Genomic DNA, 14311 nt, shown 5'->3' with positions numbered 1-14311 from the left:
TCACGAGGTATTCACGTGAAGAACTACTGCATGCCCGATCCGGGCGAAGGGCTCACCGAGGGAGAGGTCGTCTCCTGGCGGGTGTCTCCCGGTGACATCGTCAAGATCAACGACGTGCTGTGCGAGGTAGAGACGGCCAAGTCGATCGTCGAACTCCCCAGCCCTTTCGCCGGGACCGTGGCGAAGCTGTGTGCCGAGCCCGGCGAGACGGTGGCTGTGGGAGAGCCACTGGTGACCATTGACGACGGTTCCGACGACCAACCCGAGGACGAGCCGGAGTTCCTCGTCGGTCACCTGACCGCGGAGTCAGGACGTCGACGCCGTCGGCGCAGGGGAGCTGCGGTGTCGGCTGAAAGGGCACCCGAGAAGGCCCCCCAGACGCCGACCCTCAAGACCGGCCCAGAGACTGATGTCGAGCCCGTTCCCGAACCTGCGCAGCCGACACAGCCCAGCCGCCAGGACCCGCCGCGCATGGACCGCGCCGGGCATGTCCTCGCCAAGCCACCGGCCCGACGACTGGCTGCCAACCTAAGCATCGACCTCGCGACGGTGACGGGCACCGGCCCGCAGGGGGCGGTGACGAGGAGCGACGTCAAGGCGGCAGCGGAGGCCGGTCGTCAAGCCGCGCCTGAGCCACCTGTCGTCGGTGCCTCTGCTGGCGACGCTGAGTTCGCGACCCTGTCGGTGATGTCTCGTCGTCTCCTCGGCGGTGCCCCGACCGAGCCTGACGGCCACACTCGCAGGGTCCCGGTGCGCGGCGTCCGCAAGGTGACCGCCAAGGCGATGAAGGATTCCCTGGACACCAAGGCCCTCGTGACGGCCTTCCTCACCTGCGACGTCACCCCGACGATGGACCTCGTCGACCGGCTGCGTGCCGACCGCAGGTTCAAGGGACTGCGCGTCTCCCCGCTGACCATCTGGTGCAAGGCGGTGTGCCTGGCGATGGGACGCACCCCGGTCGTCAACGCCCGCTGGGACGACGCCGCCGACCAGATCGTCTTCCGCGACCAGATCAACCTCGGCATCGCCGCGGCCACCTCGCGCGGCCTCATGGTGCCCGTGGTGCGCAGCGCCCAGGACATGACGATGCTCGAGCTGGCCGAGGAGATCACCCGCATCGTCGCCATCGCCAAGGAGGGCAAGCTCCAGCCCACCGACTACACCGACGGCACCTTCTCGATCACCAACGTCGGAGTCTTCGGGCTCGACGCCGGAACCCCGGTCGTCAACCGCACCGAATCGGCGATCCTCGTTCTCGGGACGATCGCTCGACGTCCGTGGGTCGTGGGGACGGGTGACGACGAAAGGGTCGTGCCCAGGTGGGTGACGACGATGAGCCTCGGCTTCGACCATCGCCTCATTGACGGCGAGGAGGGCTCGACCTTCCTCCATGACGTTGCGGAGATTCTCTCGGACCCGGCCTCGGCAATGCTGTACTGATCGACCTTGGCCGCTGGTCGAGGATGTCAGTGCGGTGTTTTCACCGCGGACGAGGTTGTTTTAGCGTGTGATCGTCACGCGCCATGGCGCTACTGCTGTGCCCTCGTGTCTTCACTGGTACGACAGGTCGCAGCGGGTTAACTGGCCACAGGGGTGGATACGTGATAGTATGACCGCTGCCTTGAAGGTATGGATTATGGCTATGTAGCCGCGTGGCATCTTTAGTTGAGAAAATGGTGATGGAGGTGAGATCTCGCAAGGAGCTGGTTTCTACTATCGTATTAGGTGTTATGACGGTGAGCGCTGGGATGACGATGATCGCCGGGCAGGCTAACGCAAGCCATTGTTCTTTGTTTGCAAATAAGCCTGTCCAGCATGGCACGACGATGTCCGGGACTGGTGGGCGTCAGAGCTGCGCCGACACCGTAGGATCCGTGGCAGTCGCTGAGTATCACCAGATCTCGCATTGGCCGGATAGTCGTATGGCATCCGCACGCAGGACTAATGTAAAGAATGCATCCCTGACCGTTACTGGTCATGGTAAGCACGGCTGGGATGTCTATACCAGGGTTGATAGTTCGACTGGAGCCCAGACGAAATCGGGTTACACTCGGGTCGGATGAATGATCGAACTCGAGCACATATCGCACCGGTATCGTCGTCGGCGTAGCCTCGTCGATATTTCCTGTGAGTTTGACTCTGGGTTGTGGGGGTTGCTCGGCCCGAATGGGGCTGGAAAGTCGACACTTCTCAGTATTCTCGCAACACTACGGGAACCGGAGTCCGGTCATTTTCGGGTGAATGGTGTCGATGTCAGCGATGACGTCAATACCATTCGTAGTATGGTCGGATTCTTGCCCCAGCGGTTTTCCCTCCCGTTGCATTTTCGCATCCGGAGGGCCGTGGAATATGCGGCATGGGCGCGAGGAGTTGAACCGAGGGAGTGCTGTGTACGGGCAGGTGCGGCCCTTGATCGTGTGGGGCTTGTCGACCGCGCCGATGATCGCGTCCAGTCTCTTTCGGGTGGAATGCGCCAGCGGCTTGGAATCGCGTGTGCAATTGTCGGAGATCCGGCTGTGCTGCTGCTCGATGAGCCGACAGTCGGCCTCGACCCGGCATCCAGGATCGGGGTGCGATCCCTCCTCGGTGAACTTGCCGAGGATCGGACGGTCATCGTTTCGACGCACCTGCTTGAGGACCTCCAGGAATTCGTGTCGCAGCTTGCCGTCCTTTCCGAGGGAGAGTTGATCTTCGAGGGCTCGTACTCTGACCTGGAATCTGTTGGTCAAAAGCATCCAGTCCGTAACGCCAACGATGCTGAGGCTGGGTACCTCACCCTCCTCGGGGAGGCAGCCTGATGTCCGTGTCGCCCCGGGATATACGCCCGTTGCGTGGTCTCCACCGCGTGGCATTCCCCTTCGCATCATGGTATGCGATTCTCGTAACGGCCAGCGGTGCCGTCTGCAGTCTCATTGCGCTGCGAGGATCATGGTCCTGGGGAGTGTGGCAGGTGCAGGACGTCACCGTCACCATCCGGGAGTCCAGTATGTTGTGGGCCATCGTGGCCGGCCTCATCGGGGCAGGATCGGCGGCCCGCATGGCACCGTCGGACATGATTGTCGGGGTTGCTCCGGCAAGGTCCATTCTCAGCATCCACTGGCACTGGTTCTGGCGTCAGGCGGCGGCCCTGCTCATCGGGACCGTTGTCGTTGCGGCGCCCCTGGTCGTCAAGGCCTGGATCAACGCATCCCCGACTGCCCCCGAGGTCGCAGACCTTATCGTCGTTCTGCTGTCCTTCCCGGCTCTGGTGGCCGTTGCTCACCTGGTAGCCGCGATGGTGTCCCACCCCATCGTGTGGGTGGTGGCGCCGGTTGTGTGCATCGCTGTGGTCGGAATACCGGTCCTTGTCAACGAGAATCTCTTTGCCAACACCGGGTATGGCTCGGTGGCCTTCGCGTGGTCCATGGACATGGCAGAGCCGAGTGGCAACCACACCGCCACGGCCTCGGCCGTGACCATGCGCACCATCTTCTTTTGCATCGTCTCCGTCTCGTGCATCCTGGCTGCCAGCCGTTGGTCCACGGTTCGCTCCGGCGGTTTTACGTGGCGTCGGGTGGTGCCATGTGTGGCCCTGGTCGCCCCACCGCTCATCATCGCTGCCCTGGGGGTCGTCATGCCAGTGCCGTTGTTCCGCGATGCGCCACTGGCCTTCGGGTGTTCGTCACACGAAGACGTACGGGTGTGCGTCATGCCGGCACATCGCAGTCTCGCCTTGTCCTACGCGCAACCCGCTCAGCGCGTCGTGTCCGTCATGCCGCCTACGGCGGTACCTCACGACGTCCTACTTGCTGAGCCTGGATACCACGCACGCAGCAAGCAGTTCGTCATGGATCTCGGACATGCGACCGTATATGATTCTGCGCAACAATTATCGGATATGACGGCTCAGGGTCTGGCTCAGTCTTTTTCCGGTCAAGACGCATGTACTTTCTCTACAGAGATGACACCCCAGCAGATCGAGGCCTTCGACGGCGTTAATTCCGTGGAACGCACCATTCTTCGGCTGGCTGGATTCCAGTATGATGATGCGCCAAGTTCGGAACGAAATGACCTTGACGGCATGGATGTCACCGCATTTCGCCAGTGGTACACGCACCATCGTCAGGCGATCGAGGGGTGCTCGTTGACCTCCAGCGATCTGCACCGATGATGAGCATCGTGACTTTCTTGAAAGGGCGCCATGCCGTAGCCCTTGTTGCCGTGCCGGTTGCGGCCGTTGTCGTGGCCTTTTTCCTGTGGAAGACGCGTCTGTCGGTGGCATCGGGGAACGTGTGGGATCGCCCTGTGACAGGTCTCGAGCTGACCAGTCTGGTCGGTTGCGCCACCATCATGTGGTGCGTCTCGTCGGGCATGGGGTGGGTCGAGAGAGCTTCGATTCGCTCCCTGGAAATTGGGTATGGGTCAATGGGGCTGTGGATATGCCTGTGCGCCGCTGCCCTTCCACTGCTCACGGGGTGGATACTGCGGTCGCTTCCCGTCGAATTAATACCCGATGGTGATTCCGTGTTAGTACCGGAAATGCCCGCGCGGTTTCAGCTGCCGTGGTCTCCATTCATCGGGTTCTCGGTCACCTGCCTGCTGTGCACCGGTGTCGCATTGTTTGCCACGGGGGTGCTGTCGCGCAAAAGTGGGCCATTGTGCGGCCCCCTTGCCTACCTGATCATGGTCGTCGCGCAGTCAAACACCTTCCTGCGATTTCTCCCCGGCGGCTATCTAGGACAAACAGCTGCCGTCGAGGGAAGTATGCGGGGGGTGTCTGTTGTGGCTGTGGTGTGTGCTGCCGTCTGTGCCCTCCTCGGGGTTGTCGGGTATGCACGAGGGCTGGGCGGAGTGAAATCCCTACGTCCCTGACCCGTATATTGATTTCGGCCACTGGCGTGCCGAAGGGCCCAAGGTGCGCGACGATTGATCCTGGCGACGGTATCGACGATGGGGCCTGGAGTGGACGAGCTCGACGAAAATGGCGTCCGCCGACTGCTGGCTTACGTTGCCGCAGCCGGTATCGCCGGTGGTCAGCCGGTGCACGAGGTGGAGGCCGACACCCGCAGCGTCGGTCGGTACCTGGGATGCCCCGACGTCCAGGTACAGGGTTGGCCCACCGGGGTCGTGGTGAGCCTGGGAGGTGGCACCCCCGCAACCTTCGAATCGGTGGAAGGAACCATCCGTCTGGACCAGAGCGCCACCACAGCTCGTATCCGTCAGCAGCTCCTCGACGGCACCATCGGCCCGGTCGAGGCCCTCGAGCAACTGCGGGACTTGCGTTCCATCCCGCCACGTTACCCGCGCCTGGGTCTGCATGGTGGCATGGTGTGCGTCGCCTCGGGCATCGCCCTGGTACTGCAGCCGTTGTGGCCCAGCGTGCTGTTCTCCGTGCTGGCCGGTCAGGTCACCGCCGGATTCATGTGGTTGTCCGGCAAGAGGCAGGCCCTGGCCGTCCTCACCCCGTTCCTCGCCGCGTTCGTCGTCGCACTGTGTGCCTTCTGGGCCGCGCGACTCGGACTCATCGAGGGGACGCTGCGAAGCCTGCTGCCACCCATCGCGGTGCTGCTTCCCGGTGCCCTCATCGTCACCGGGGTGGCTGAACTGGCGGCAGGGGCGATGATGTCGGGTGCGTCGCGCCTGGGGTTCGGGACCGCCCAGTTGGCCATGTTCACAGCGGGTGTTCTCGGCGCGGCGTGGCTGACAAAGGTCCCCGTCGACCAGCTCAACAACCAGATCATCCCCTGGCGAGGGTTGTGGGTGCCATTCCTCGGCGTCCTGCTCCTGACCGCTGGGATGAGTCTCATGGAGTCGATACCCAGATACCTCGTCCCGTGGGTGGCTCTCATGTTGGCCACCACCCTGGCCTTCCAGATCATCGGCCAGACGGTTGCCGGGGTAACCTGGGGCGGCGGCCTGCTGGGAGCGACCGTGGCGAGTTTCGGATCATCGGTGATCGAGATGCATCGCCCGCGACTACCGCGTCTGGTGCTCTTCCTGCCGAGCTTCTGGTTGTTGGTGCCGGGATCCCTGGGTCTGGTGTCCCTGACTCAGCTGGGCGCGGGCACCTCGGTGGCCGGCGCGACGGTGTTGGAGTCCACGGGAATCATTGGCTCGATCGCGCTGGGTCTGCTCATCGGCACGACGGCTGCGCGGGCTGTCGGGCTGCTTCGTCGCAGCCGCACACGTCGGCCCGGGGCACGTCGTCGGCAAACCTTCTGACGCGTCCCGGACCGAACACAGATCCTGGCCTCAGCCGCGCGGGCGGCGGGTCGGGAACTGCTTGCGGGCGTAACGAGCGACGCTCCAGGTAGTGAACCCGTCGGTGGTGGCTCCGACTCCACCACCCAATACAGGCACGCGCTTGGAGACGAAGACCGGCAGTTTCTTGCCCGCAACCTGGCCCATGAGGACGTTGACGAGGTTACGGGCGACGACCTTCTCCAGATCGGCGTCACCCACCGGGGCGGTGGCGATGCCCATTGGGGTCGTCGGAAGCTTCTCCTCGTGAATGAGGCTGTCGACCTCACGCTGCCCCATGAGGGTGGCGAGGATGGCGGTCCGGACGCGCTGGTCGTCAAGGTCATAGCCGCGCAGGTGGGCGATGGCAGCCACCATGCGGGCCTGGACGATCGCGACGCCCGAGATGTTGGCGGGGATGGTCACGGCCAAGGTGACGACGCCACCGAGGTTGGAGACGAAGCCCTGTGCACCTGCCATGGCGATGTGCTGGTTGACGAGGGAGTTGATGGCCTGTTCGACGTCACCGTCGTGCTTGGTGAGGGTCTTGCCAGCGGCCTGACGCGCTCCCCGCAGCGACGAGGCACCGTCGATGGCGAATCCCAGGATGCTGCGCAGCATCGAGACGGCCGCGCCGGGTGCCATGTCGGGTGCCTGAGCCAGCAGGGCCTTGCCGATGTTGCTTCCGATTCCCACGAGGGTCTCCTCTCGATCAACTCACCTCAAGGGTAGCCGTGGGGGCAGGGCGAGTCCTGTGGTTGTTCGCGTTGAGGTGGTGTCGGGCAATACCCGTGGTGATCGTGCCTGCGTGAGGCCGCGATTCCTCCGAACGTGGCGTGCCCTCCAGCGTCACCAGTAGGACCGCCCGTTTGGCCTATGGGTGTCCCTCCGTGTCAGATTATGAACTAACCCCTATTTGTTAACGAGGATAACTAATGAGTTAGGGTTACCTTATGAATTGTGACGAGGTGACCGTGGCCCGACAAGGTGACATCCACCCGCTCCCGATGGCCCGCGCCATGGCCGGAAGCGCGGTGACCACCACCCATCGGCCCCGCACTCGGGGGCTCCACGGCGCTGTGGACCCACGCACCCTGTTCCTCTACGTCATCGTCCTCAACATCCTTCTCATGGGAGCGGGGTCGACGCCTCTGGTGCTGGCCTGCCTCGGCGTCGTCGTGGTGTCACTCGTGTTCACGACCCGCCCCACGACGTGGATCGGGTGGCTGGTCTTCGTCCTGGTGTGGGTCTTCTGCTGTTTCGCCCTTCCAGCCCTGTGGCACTCGGCTGTCTCCGCATTTCTGGTCTTCATCGCTTTCTGGATGTTCCGCTTCGCAGGAGTCTTCGGCTCGGCAGTGGCTGCGATCAAGGTTCTCGACGTCACCCGGGTTGGTTCAGTCCTCACCCAGATGCGTGCGCCGCGAGTCGTGCAGGTCCCGGTGATGGTCGTGGTGAGGTTCTTCCCGATGGCAGTGCGCGAGCTGCGGGCGATCGTCCAGGCCATGACCCTGCGAGGCCTGAGACCCGGCGCCCGTTCAACCATGCGCCACCCGCTGCGTACGGGAGAATACGTCGTCATCCCCTTCCTGGCCTCGGCTGCCCGGATCGCCGACGAGCTCTCCGCCGCAGCCATCATCAAGGGGCTGGGTGCACAAAAATCCCGGTCCACCCTGGACCCGAGTCGTTTCCGTGTCGGTGACGCCGTCGTGCTGATGGTTTTGGGCGCGTTGATTGCCTGGCGCGTGACCGAGGTGATCGCATGAGCGTCAGCCTGACCGACGTCTCCTACTCCTACCCGGTCCCTGACCTCGACGGGTCCCCGTTCGACGACGGCCCCACGCCCGACCGAGAGGTCGTGGACCAGCTCCGGGACATCACCATGACGATCCGGTCCGGGACCCTGACCCTGCTCGTCGGGGGATCAGGATCAGGGAAGTCCACCCTGCTGCGGACGATGAATGGCCTCGTCCCGAAGTTTTTCGAGGGCACCATGCGTGGCAGGGCGGAGGTGGACGGCACTGATCTGGCCGGGGTTGAACTCCACGACGTCGGGCGCACCTCGGCGATGATCTTTCAGAATCCTCGCACCCAGTTCTTCACCTCCATCGTGCGAACCGAGCTGGCTTTCGGGCTGGAGAACTACGGGGTCGACCCGTCCGAGATCCGCGACGCCATGACTCGGGCAGTCGGCCAGACCGGCATCGCACACCTGCTTGACAGGCGGCTCGACACCCTCTCGGGAGGGGAGTTGCAGCGCGTCGCGTGTGCCTGTGCCCTGGTCACTGACGTCGATCTGCTCCTCTTCGACGAGCCGACCTCGAATCTCTCTGCCGAGGGAATCGACGATTTTCGCCACCTCGTTGCCCAGCTGAAGGCCTCCGGGAAGACGCTGGTCATCGCCGAGCATCGGTTGCACCTCTTCCGTGGGATGGTCGACGTCGTTCATCGCATTTCTGACGGCAGAGTCGCCGAAACCATGACCGGCGATGATCTTTTCAGCCTGACGGACATGGAACGGACCGAGCGTGGCCTCCGCGCCCTCGATGTCCTCCCGGTGGACATACCCGAGCCGCCGACCGCCGCAGCCTCCTCCAACACCGATGGCCCAAAACTCCCGACTGGGCTGATGGTCGAGCACCTGTCCTTCTCCTACAGGCCTGGCCCGATGATTCTCGACGTCGACTCCCTCTTCCTGCCGGCCGGAGCGGTGACGATCCTCACCGGCCCCAATGGCGCGGGCAAGTCGACCTTGGCCCGACTGATCTGCGGGCTCGAAAAATCCCCGCCCAGCGCCCGTATCGGCATGGGAGAGCCGTGGAGCACCGGCAGGAGGCAGAAATCGTGCGGGATGGTCATGCAGGACGTCCGCCGCCAGCTGTTCAGCGAGTCGGTGGAGCGGGAAGTCACCCTCGGTCTGGACCCGCGCCAACGCGATGCCGCCAACGTCCCGGCGCTCCTGGAGCGTCTCGATCTGATCGGCCAACGTGACCGTCACCCCTTGTCACTGTCCGGTGGGCAGGCCCAGCGCCTCGTCGTGGCGGCCACCATCGCCCAGGACAAGGAGGTCGTCATCTTCGACGAGCCCACATCGGGTGTCGATTTTCGTCACCTCACCTCGATCGCCGACCTCGTCAGTGACCTCGCGACCGCTGGGAAGGTCGTCATCGTCATCACCCACGACCCGGAGCTCATGGCCCGATGCGGGGACTACCTCATCAACATCACCACTCTGAAAGGACAATCATGAAACCCCGTCTGACAACGCGTGACCTGGTGAGTATCGCCATCTTCGCGGTGATCTTCTTCGTCGTCTTCTACGCCTGCGGCATGATCGGTCTCGCCGGTCCGGCCTTCATGTTCGTCGGTTGGATCCTGGGCATCCTGCTGGGCGGCATCGTCCTCATGTTGTCAGTTGCACGGGTGCCGAAAATTGGCACCATGACGATCACTGGTCTGCTCGTCGGGCTCGGTATGAGCCCGGGGCACACCATCTGGATGATCCCGGCCGGAATAGTGCTCGGATTTCTCTCCGATCTCATCATCACCAAGGCCGGCCGCAGCACCCGTCTCACGACGAGCCGCGCAATGCTCGGGTATGCCGTGTTCGTGCTGTGGATGATCGTGCCGCTCATCCCGATGCTCGTGAATGCCGACGAGTACTACGCCATGATCACCGAACAGATGGGCGCCGACTACTCCAACAAGATGCGGGAACTCTTCACACCTGGCCTGGTGGCGGGATGGGCCGTCATCGTCTTCCTGCTGGGGCTGGCCGGTGGCTGGTTGGGCATCAAGGTGGGTCGCAAGCATTTCCAGCGGGCAGGACTGACGAAGTGAGCGAGACCTCCACGTCCCCGCAGGTGTGCCCCGGCGCTGCCGCACCGGAAGATATTCGCGACTACCAGGCCAAGCACCGTGCCGGTGGCAAGGCCCTGTCGTCGATCATGAAACCTATCCGCGAGTACGTCCTGATCGCGCGGATCCTCGTCATTGCGTCCTGCATCGTCGCCCTTGCCCCGTACGTCGCCCTGACGAAACTCGGCGCGATCCTGCTGGGTGATCACGTCGACCACGAGGCGCTCACCCGCACCGCCAATGTGCTGTGGATGGCCTTCTGCCTCCAGGCCCTGCTCTACGTGTTGGCCCTCGTCATCACTCACATCGCCGACATCAAGCTGCGCAACATACTCCAGGACCGCATCATCGACCGCATTTCGGAGGCCCCACTGGCCTGGTTCAGCTCGTCGTCAACCGGTCGGGTGCGCAAGGCCATCCAGGACGACACCGTCCAGATCCACATGCTCGTCGCCCATGCGCCCGTTGAGCAGACCGCAGCCGTGGGAGTTCCGGTCGTACTGCTCGTCTATGCCTTCGTGGTGGACTGGCGGCTGGGACTTCTCTCCATCGCCACCTTCCCGATCTACGCCCTGCTGCAGTGGGTGACGATGCGAGACATGGCCACCAAGACCGCCGAGATGGACGACAAGCTCGCCGACATCTCGTCCTCGGCGATCGAGCTGACGGAGGGGATCCACGTCGTCAAGAATTTCGGACAGACCGGCAAGGCCCATCGTCGCTTCACCGAGGCCTGCGAGGAGTTCGCCCGGTTCTACTGGGACTGGTGTGGCCCGCTCATCAAGGCGTCGGCCCTGTCTCTGTCGGTGATCTCGGTGGCAGCTCTCATGGCGATCAACCTGGGATTCGGTCTGCTCATGGCCAAGGCCGGCTGGGTGGGCGTCACCGACGTCCTCACCTGTTCACTCATCGCCCTGGTCCTGCCGCGCACCATCGAGGTACTGGGCAACATGGCATGGGGTTACCAACAGGCCGGCAACGCGGCTCTGCGTCTGCAGGACGTGCTGTCCATCGAGCAGATCAGCCATCCACAGGTCAGCGTGCGGATTCCTGACGACATGACGGTCACCTTCGACGACGTCAGCTCCTCCTACCTCACCCCTGACGGCGTCATTCCGGCGCTGAGTCATGTCAACCTGACACTGCGTCCAGGAACTGTCACGGCTCTGGTCGGGCCGTCGGGGTCCGGCAAGTCGACCTTGGCGACGATGCTCGCCCGCTTCCGCGACCCGGATTCCGGAGTGGTGCGCATCGGTGGGGTCGACCTCAAGGACCTTGCCCAGAATGACCTCTACCGGTTGGTGTCCTTCGTCCTCCAAGACCCGTACATGCAGCGTCGGTCCATTCGTGACGTCATCACCTTGGCTCGTCCCGACGCCACCGACGATCAGGTGCGCGAGGCTGCTCGTGCCGCCCACATCCTTGACGACATTGACGCCCTGCCGAAGGGTTTCGACACCGTCTTGGGGGAGGACACCGATTTCTCGGGTGGCCAGAAGCAGCGGTTGTCCATTGCTCGCGCCGTGCTCGCCGACGCCCCGATCCTCGTGCTGGACGAGGCGACGGCGGCCACCGATCCTGACTGCGAGGCGGAGATCCAGCAGGCCCTGGCCGCGCTGGCCCGGGGCCGCACCGTGCTCGCCATCGGTCACCACGCCGAGTCGGTGGCTGGCGCCGACGTCATCTGTGTCATGGAGAACGGTGGCATCGCAGCTTGTGGTTCGTCCGAGGAATTGGCGGATCAACCCTACTGGGCTCGTCTGTCGGCAGGACGAGTGATGAAAGGAGCCACCCGATGACCACGACCACAGATTCCCGCCTTTCTTGGGCGGGCGACATCCTGCTCCTGGACACCTTCCGACCCCTACTCACCGAGGAAGGAGCTGCCAAGTTTCGTCGTTCCCTGTGGCTGGCAGGTCTTCAGGGAGCCCTCGAGGGGGTTGGCCTGTTTGCCGTCATCCCGACGATCACGGCATTCGTCGAGGATGGGCCCTCGATGGGACTGACCTGGCAGGGCTGGGTGTGGGTGCTCGCGGCCTTGGCCGTCGCCGGGGCTGCCGTGACGTACTTCCAGTCGACGATCGGTTATCTCGCCGCGATGGACGTCATGGGCAAGCTCAGCGTGCGCATCGGTGACCAGGTGGCGAGCCTGCCACTGGGATGGTTCCGGTCGAATTTCCCCGGCCGCCTGTCCCGCCTTCTCACCCAAGGACTCATGCACCTGGGCGAGGGGTTGGCACATTTCACCGCCCCACTCGTGCGCGGTGCCGCGACGACCGTCGTCATGATGGTGCTCTCGTGGTTCTGGTCGTGGCAGTTGGGGCTGTCCCTGCTCATCTCGATGCCTGCGATGTATCTGATCATGATCGCGTCGCGGGCCTTGTGGCTGCGCGGCGAGTCGGCGGTCCAGCCGACCGAGCAGGAACTGGCTGCCCGCATCGTCGAGTTCTGCGAGACTCAGCCGGTGCTGAGGGCTGCCGGACGAGCCGAGGGCTATGAGCCGCTCCGGGATGCCCGTCGAGCCAATGAACGCGCTGCCCGTAAGTGTCTGGGGCTCGGTGTGACGGCGAACTTCCTCTCGGGTCTGGGGGCCCAGGTGGTCGCGGTCGTTCTTATCGTGCTGGCCGCTCGCATGGGCAACGACGGCACCCTCGCCCCGGTCGCGACGGTGGCTTTCGTCGGCGTCTCGCTGCGCTACGCCAAGGTGTTGGAGGACGTCGTCTCGGCAGCACTGTCCGTCGAGACTGCGCGCAAGCCGGTGAGCGAGGTGGACGAGATCCTCTCGGCGGAGGTGCTACCCAAGCCTGCGCACCCGGTCGAGCTCTCCGCTCCCGGGGAGGTGTCCCTCGAGGACGTCTCCTTTGGCTACGACAAGAATCATCCCGTCATCCATGACGTCACCTTTGCTGCTCCCGCTGGGGGATTGACGGCCATTGTCGGCCCCTCGGGGGCTGGCAAGACGACCCTGTTCCGGCTCATGGCGCGGTTCTGGGACGTCGACTTGGGGACGGTGCGTGTCGGCGGACTGGACGTGCGCGACCAGACGACCGAGCAGCTCATGAGTCAGCTCGCCATGGTCTTCCAGGACGTCTACCTCTACGACTCCACCCTGGCGGAGAACATTCGCATCGGTAACCCGGATGCCACTGACGAGCAGGTCTGGGAGGCAGGATCCTTGGCCGGGGTCGACGAGATCGCAGCTCGCCTGCCCGGTGGATGGGATGCCAGCGTCGGTGAGGGTGGTCGTCGTCTGTCGGGCGGTGAACGGCAACGGGTTTCGGTGGCTCGCGCCTTGCTGAAACGCGCCCCGATCCTGCTGTTCGACGAGGCCACCTCTGCGCTCGATCCCGAGAACGAGGCCCACGTCGAGGCCGCCCTGTCCCAGCTGCGCGAGTCCTCGACAATCCTCGTCATCGCCCACAAGCTCGACACCATCCGTTCGGCGGATCGCATCGTCGTCATCGACCGCAACGGTAGGGTTTGCCAGGTGGGAACCCATGACGACCTCATTGCCAGCGGCGGTGTCTACGCCGATCTGTGGCATGCCCGGGAGCGGGCCGAGGGGTGGTCGCTCGTGGGCCGTGAATGATCAGCAAACGGCCAGGGCGCAAGCCTGCGTTCACGCGACGTCAGGCGATTGACGCGGCCCTGGCCGAGGGCATCGAGACCTTCACCCTGAGGGCTGTCGCTGATCGTCTCGGGGTGAAGGCCACCGCCCTGTACCGGGAGTTCAGTTCTCGTCAGGAATTGCAGTTGGCCGCAATTGCGGAGATCGCGGTGGACATCGAGCCGGATCCCGACGTCTCCAATTGGCAGGACGCCCTACGTCAGGTTGTCGACCGCCAGTGGGCGTTGTGCGAGCGGTATCCAGAGGCTCCGCTGGTGCTCATGGCTCAGCCAGAGGCCTTCGGGGCAGCGATGCCTCGTATCGCGGCGATCGTGCAGAGACTGGCAGAGCTTGGTGTCCCCGGAGGGGTTGAGGGGGCTGCTTTCGCCTTCGACTTCGTCGGGGACACCACCTTGGAGACCTTTGTGTCGATCCAGCCCTATCTGACCGCTGATGAAGGAGGACGGACCGGCGTCGAGAGGATCGGGGAGATGACGGCAGGGCATCCGGATGTGTTCGGGGTGCAGTCGATGGGTGAGCGCGGCAACCTCGATCTCAAGGTTGAGTTCATCATCGCCGGCATGGAGCTCGGGCTGTTTCCCGGCTCGGTCGCACAGAAGTGATCGCATT

At 64.0% G+C, this 14311-nt stretch carries 12 protein-coding genes and 1 pseudogene; 12 read left to right on the top strand and 1 reads right to left on the bottom strand.

Annotation, left to right across the window (positions count from 1 at the left end):
- The first annotated feature begins 30 nt into the window (after nucleotides 1-30).
- The 6 genes from HMPREF9153_RS03375 (at nucleotide 31) to HMPREF9153_RS03355 (ending at nucleotide 6201) form a co-directional block, all read left to right on the top strand.
- Nucleotides 31-1440 carry a dihydrolipoamide acetyltransferase family protein gene (locus tag HMPREF9153_RS03375; protein ID WP_080564887.1) on the top strand — a complete coding sequence of 470 codons (1410 nt, stop codon included), beginning with the start codon at nucleotides 31-33 and terminating at the stop codon, nucleotides 1438-1440.
- A gap of 233 nt (nucleotides 1441-1673) precedes the next feature.
- Nucleotides 1674-2063 carry a hypothetical protein gene (locus HMPREF9153_RS11760; protein WP_080564853.1) on the top strand — a complete coding sequence of 130 codons (390 nt, stop codon included), beginning with the start codon at nucleotides 1674-1676 and terminating at the stop codon, nucleotides 2061-2063.
- Complete coding sequence (locus HMPREF9153_RS03370) at nucleotides 2064-2798, top strand: ABC transporter ATP-binding protein (RefSeq protein WP_002514516.1); 735 nt, start codon at nucleotides 2064-2066, stop codon at nucleotides 2796-2798. It begins immediately after the preceding gene.
- Entirely contained in the window at nucleotides 2798-4150 is a 1353-nt protein-coding gene (locus HMPREF9153_RS03365; RefSeq protein ID WP_004809383.1) for a hypothetical protein, read from the top strand. Before HMPREF9153_RS03370 ends, HMPREF9153_RS03365 begins: the two co-directional genes overlap by 1 nt.
- A complete protein-coding gene (locus HMPREF9153_RS03360; RefSeq protein WP_004809381.1) occupies nucleotides 4147-4851 on the top strand; it encodes a hypothetical protein in 705 nt (234 codons plus the stop codon). The genes HMPREF9153_RS03365 and HMPREF9153_RS03360 overlap by 4 nt, the downstream gene beginning before the upstream one ends.
- A gap of 78 nt (nucleotides 4852-4929) precedes the next feature.
- Nucleotides 4930-6201, top strand: a complete 1272-nt coding sequence (locus HMPREF9153_RS03355; protein WP_004809380.1) for a threonine/serine exporter family protein — start codon at nucleotides 4930-4932, stop codon at nucleotides 6199-6201.
- Between the two features lie 30 nt (nucleotides 6202-6231).
- On the opposite strand, the gene HMPREF9153_RS03350 is transcribed toward HMPREF9153_RS03355, so the two are convergent.
- Nucleotides 6232-6915, bottom strand: a complete 684-nt coding sequence (locus tag HMPREF9153_RS03350) for an EcsC family protein (protein WP_004809377.1) — start codon at nucleotides 6913-6915, stop codon at nucleotides 6232-6234.
- A 311-nt stretch (nucleotides 6916-7226) separates the two neighbouring features.
- On the opposite strand from HMPREF9153_RS03350, the pseudogene HMPREF9153_RS12870 reads away from it, so the two are divergent.
- From HMPREF9153_RS12870 to HMPREF9153_RS03320, 6 genes and pseudogenes are all read left to right on the top strand, one after another.
- Nucleotides 7227-7355, top strand: a pseudogene (locus tag HMPREF9153_RS12870) (energy-coupling factor transporter transmembrane component T); the annotation flags it as partial.
- A gap of 623 nt (nucleotides 7356-7978) precedes the next feature.
- Complete coding sequence (locus tag HMPREF9153_RS03340) at nucleotides 7979-9466, top strand: ABC transporter ATP-binding protein (RefSeq protein WP_004809372.1); 1488 nt, start codon at nucleotides 7979-7981, stop codon at nucleotides 9464-9466.
- Nucleotides 9418-10056, top strand: a complete 639-nt coding sequence (locus HMPREF9153_RS03335) for an MptD family putative ECF transporter S component (protein WP_306425472.1) — start codon at nucleotides 9418-9420, stop codon at nucleotides 10054-10056. Before HMPREF9153_RS03340 ends, HMPREF9153_RS03335 begins: the two co-directional genes overlap by 49 nt.
- Complete coding sequence (locus HMPREF9153_RS03330) at nucleotides 10053-11873, top strand: ABC transporter ATP-binding protein (RefSeq protein ID WP_004809368.1); 1821 nt, start codon at nucleotides 10053-10055, stop codon at nucleotides 11871-11873. Before HMPREF9153_RS03335 ends, HMPREF9153_RS03330 begins: the two co-directional genes overlap by 4 nt.
- Complete coding sequence (locus HMPREF9153_RS03325; protein ID WP_004809366.1) at nucleotides 11870-13663, top strand: ABC transporter ATP-binding protein; 1794 nt, start codon at nucleotides 11870-11872, stop codon at nucleotides 13661-13663. Before HMPREF9153_RS03330 ends, HMPREF9153_RS03325 begins: the two co-directional genes overlap by 4 nt.
- Nucleotides 13660-14304: a TetR/AcrR family transcriptional regulator gene (locus HMPREF9153_RS03320; RefSeq protein ID WP_002520710.1), complete on the top strand. Its 645-nt coding sequence runs from the start codon at nucleotides 13660-13662 to the stop codon at nucleotides 14302-14304. The genes HMPREF9153_RS03325 and HMPREF9153_RS03320 overlap by 4 nt, the downstream gene beginning before the upstream one ends.
- Nucleotides 14305-14311: the final 7 nt, after the last annotated feature.

Origin of the sequence: Cutibacterium avidum ATCC 25577 (assembly GCF_000227295.1) — a bacterium.
GTDB classification, from domain to species: domain Bacteria; phylum Actinomycetota; class Actinomycetes; order Propionibacteriales; family Propionibacteriaceae; genus Cutibacterium; species Cutibacterium avidum.
The sequence above is the reverse complement of the archived record's forward strand: the minus strand, read 5'-3'. Positions and strand labels throughout refer to the sequence as shown.

What these genes read in the sequence shown, in the direction of transcription:
- HMPREF9153_RS03325 (WP_004809366.1), top strand. Translation starts at nt 11,870, where the DNA reads ATGACCACGACCACAGATTCCCGCCTTTCTTGGGCGGGCGACATCCTG.
- HMPREF9153_RS03340 (WP_004809372.1), top strand. Translation starts at nt 7,979, where the DNA reads ATGAGCGTCAGCCTGACCGACGTCTCCTACTCCTACCCGGTCCCTGAC.
- HMPREF9153_RS03355 (WP_004809380.1), top strand. Translation starts at nt 4,930, where the DNA reads ATGGGGCCTGGAGTGGACGAGCTCGACGAAAATGGCGTCCGCCGACTG.
- HMPREF9153_RS03370 (WP_002514516.1), top strand. Translation starts at nt 2,064, where the DNA reads ATGATCGAACTCGAGCACATATCGCACCGGTATCGTCGTCGGCGTAGC.
- HMPREF9153_RS03320 (WP_002520710.1), top strand. Translation starts at nt 13,660, where the DNA reads ATGATCAGCAAACGGCCAGGGCGCAAGCCTGCGTTCACGCGACGTCAG.
- HMPREF9153_RS11760 (WP_080564853.1), top strand. Translation starts at nt 1,674, where the DNA reads ATGGTGATGGAGGTGAGATCTCGCAAGGAGCTGGTTTCTACTATCGTA.
- HMPREF9153_RS03365 (WP_004809383.1), top strand. Translation starts at nt 2,798, where the DNA reads ATGTCCGTGTCGCCCCGGGATATACGCCCGTTGCGTGGTCTCCACCGC.
- HMPREF9153_RS03375 (WP_080564887.1), top strand. Translation starts at nt 31, where the DNA reads ATGCCCGATCCGGGCGAAGGGCTCACCGAGGGAGAGGTCGTCTCCTGG.
- HMPREF9153_RS03360 (WP_004809381.1), top strand. Translation starts at nt 4,147, where the DNA reads ATGATGAGCATCGTGACTTTCTTGAAAGGGCGCCATGCCGTAGCCCTT.
- HMPREF9153_RS03335 (WP_306425472.1), top strand. Translation starts at nt 9,418, where the DNA reads ATGCGGGGACTACCTCATCAACATCACCACTCTGAAAGGACAATCATG.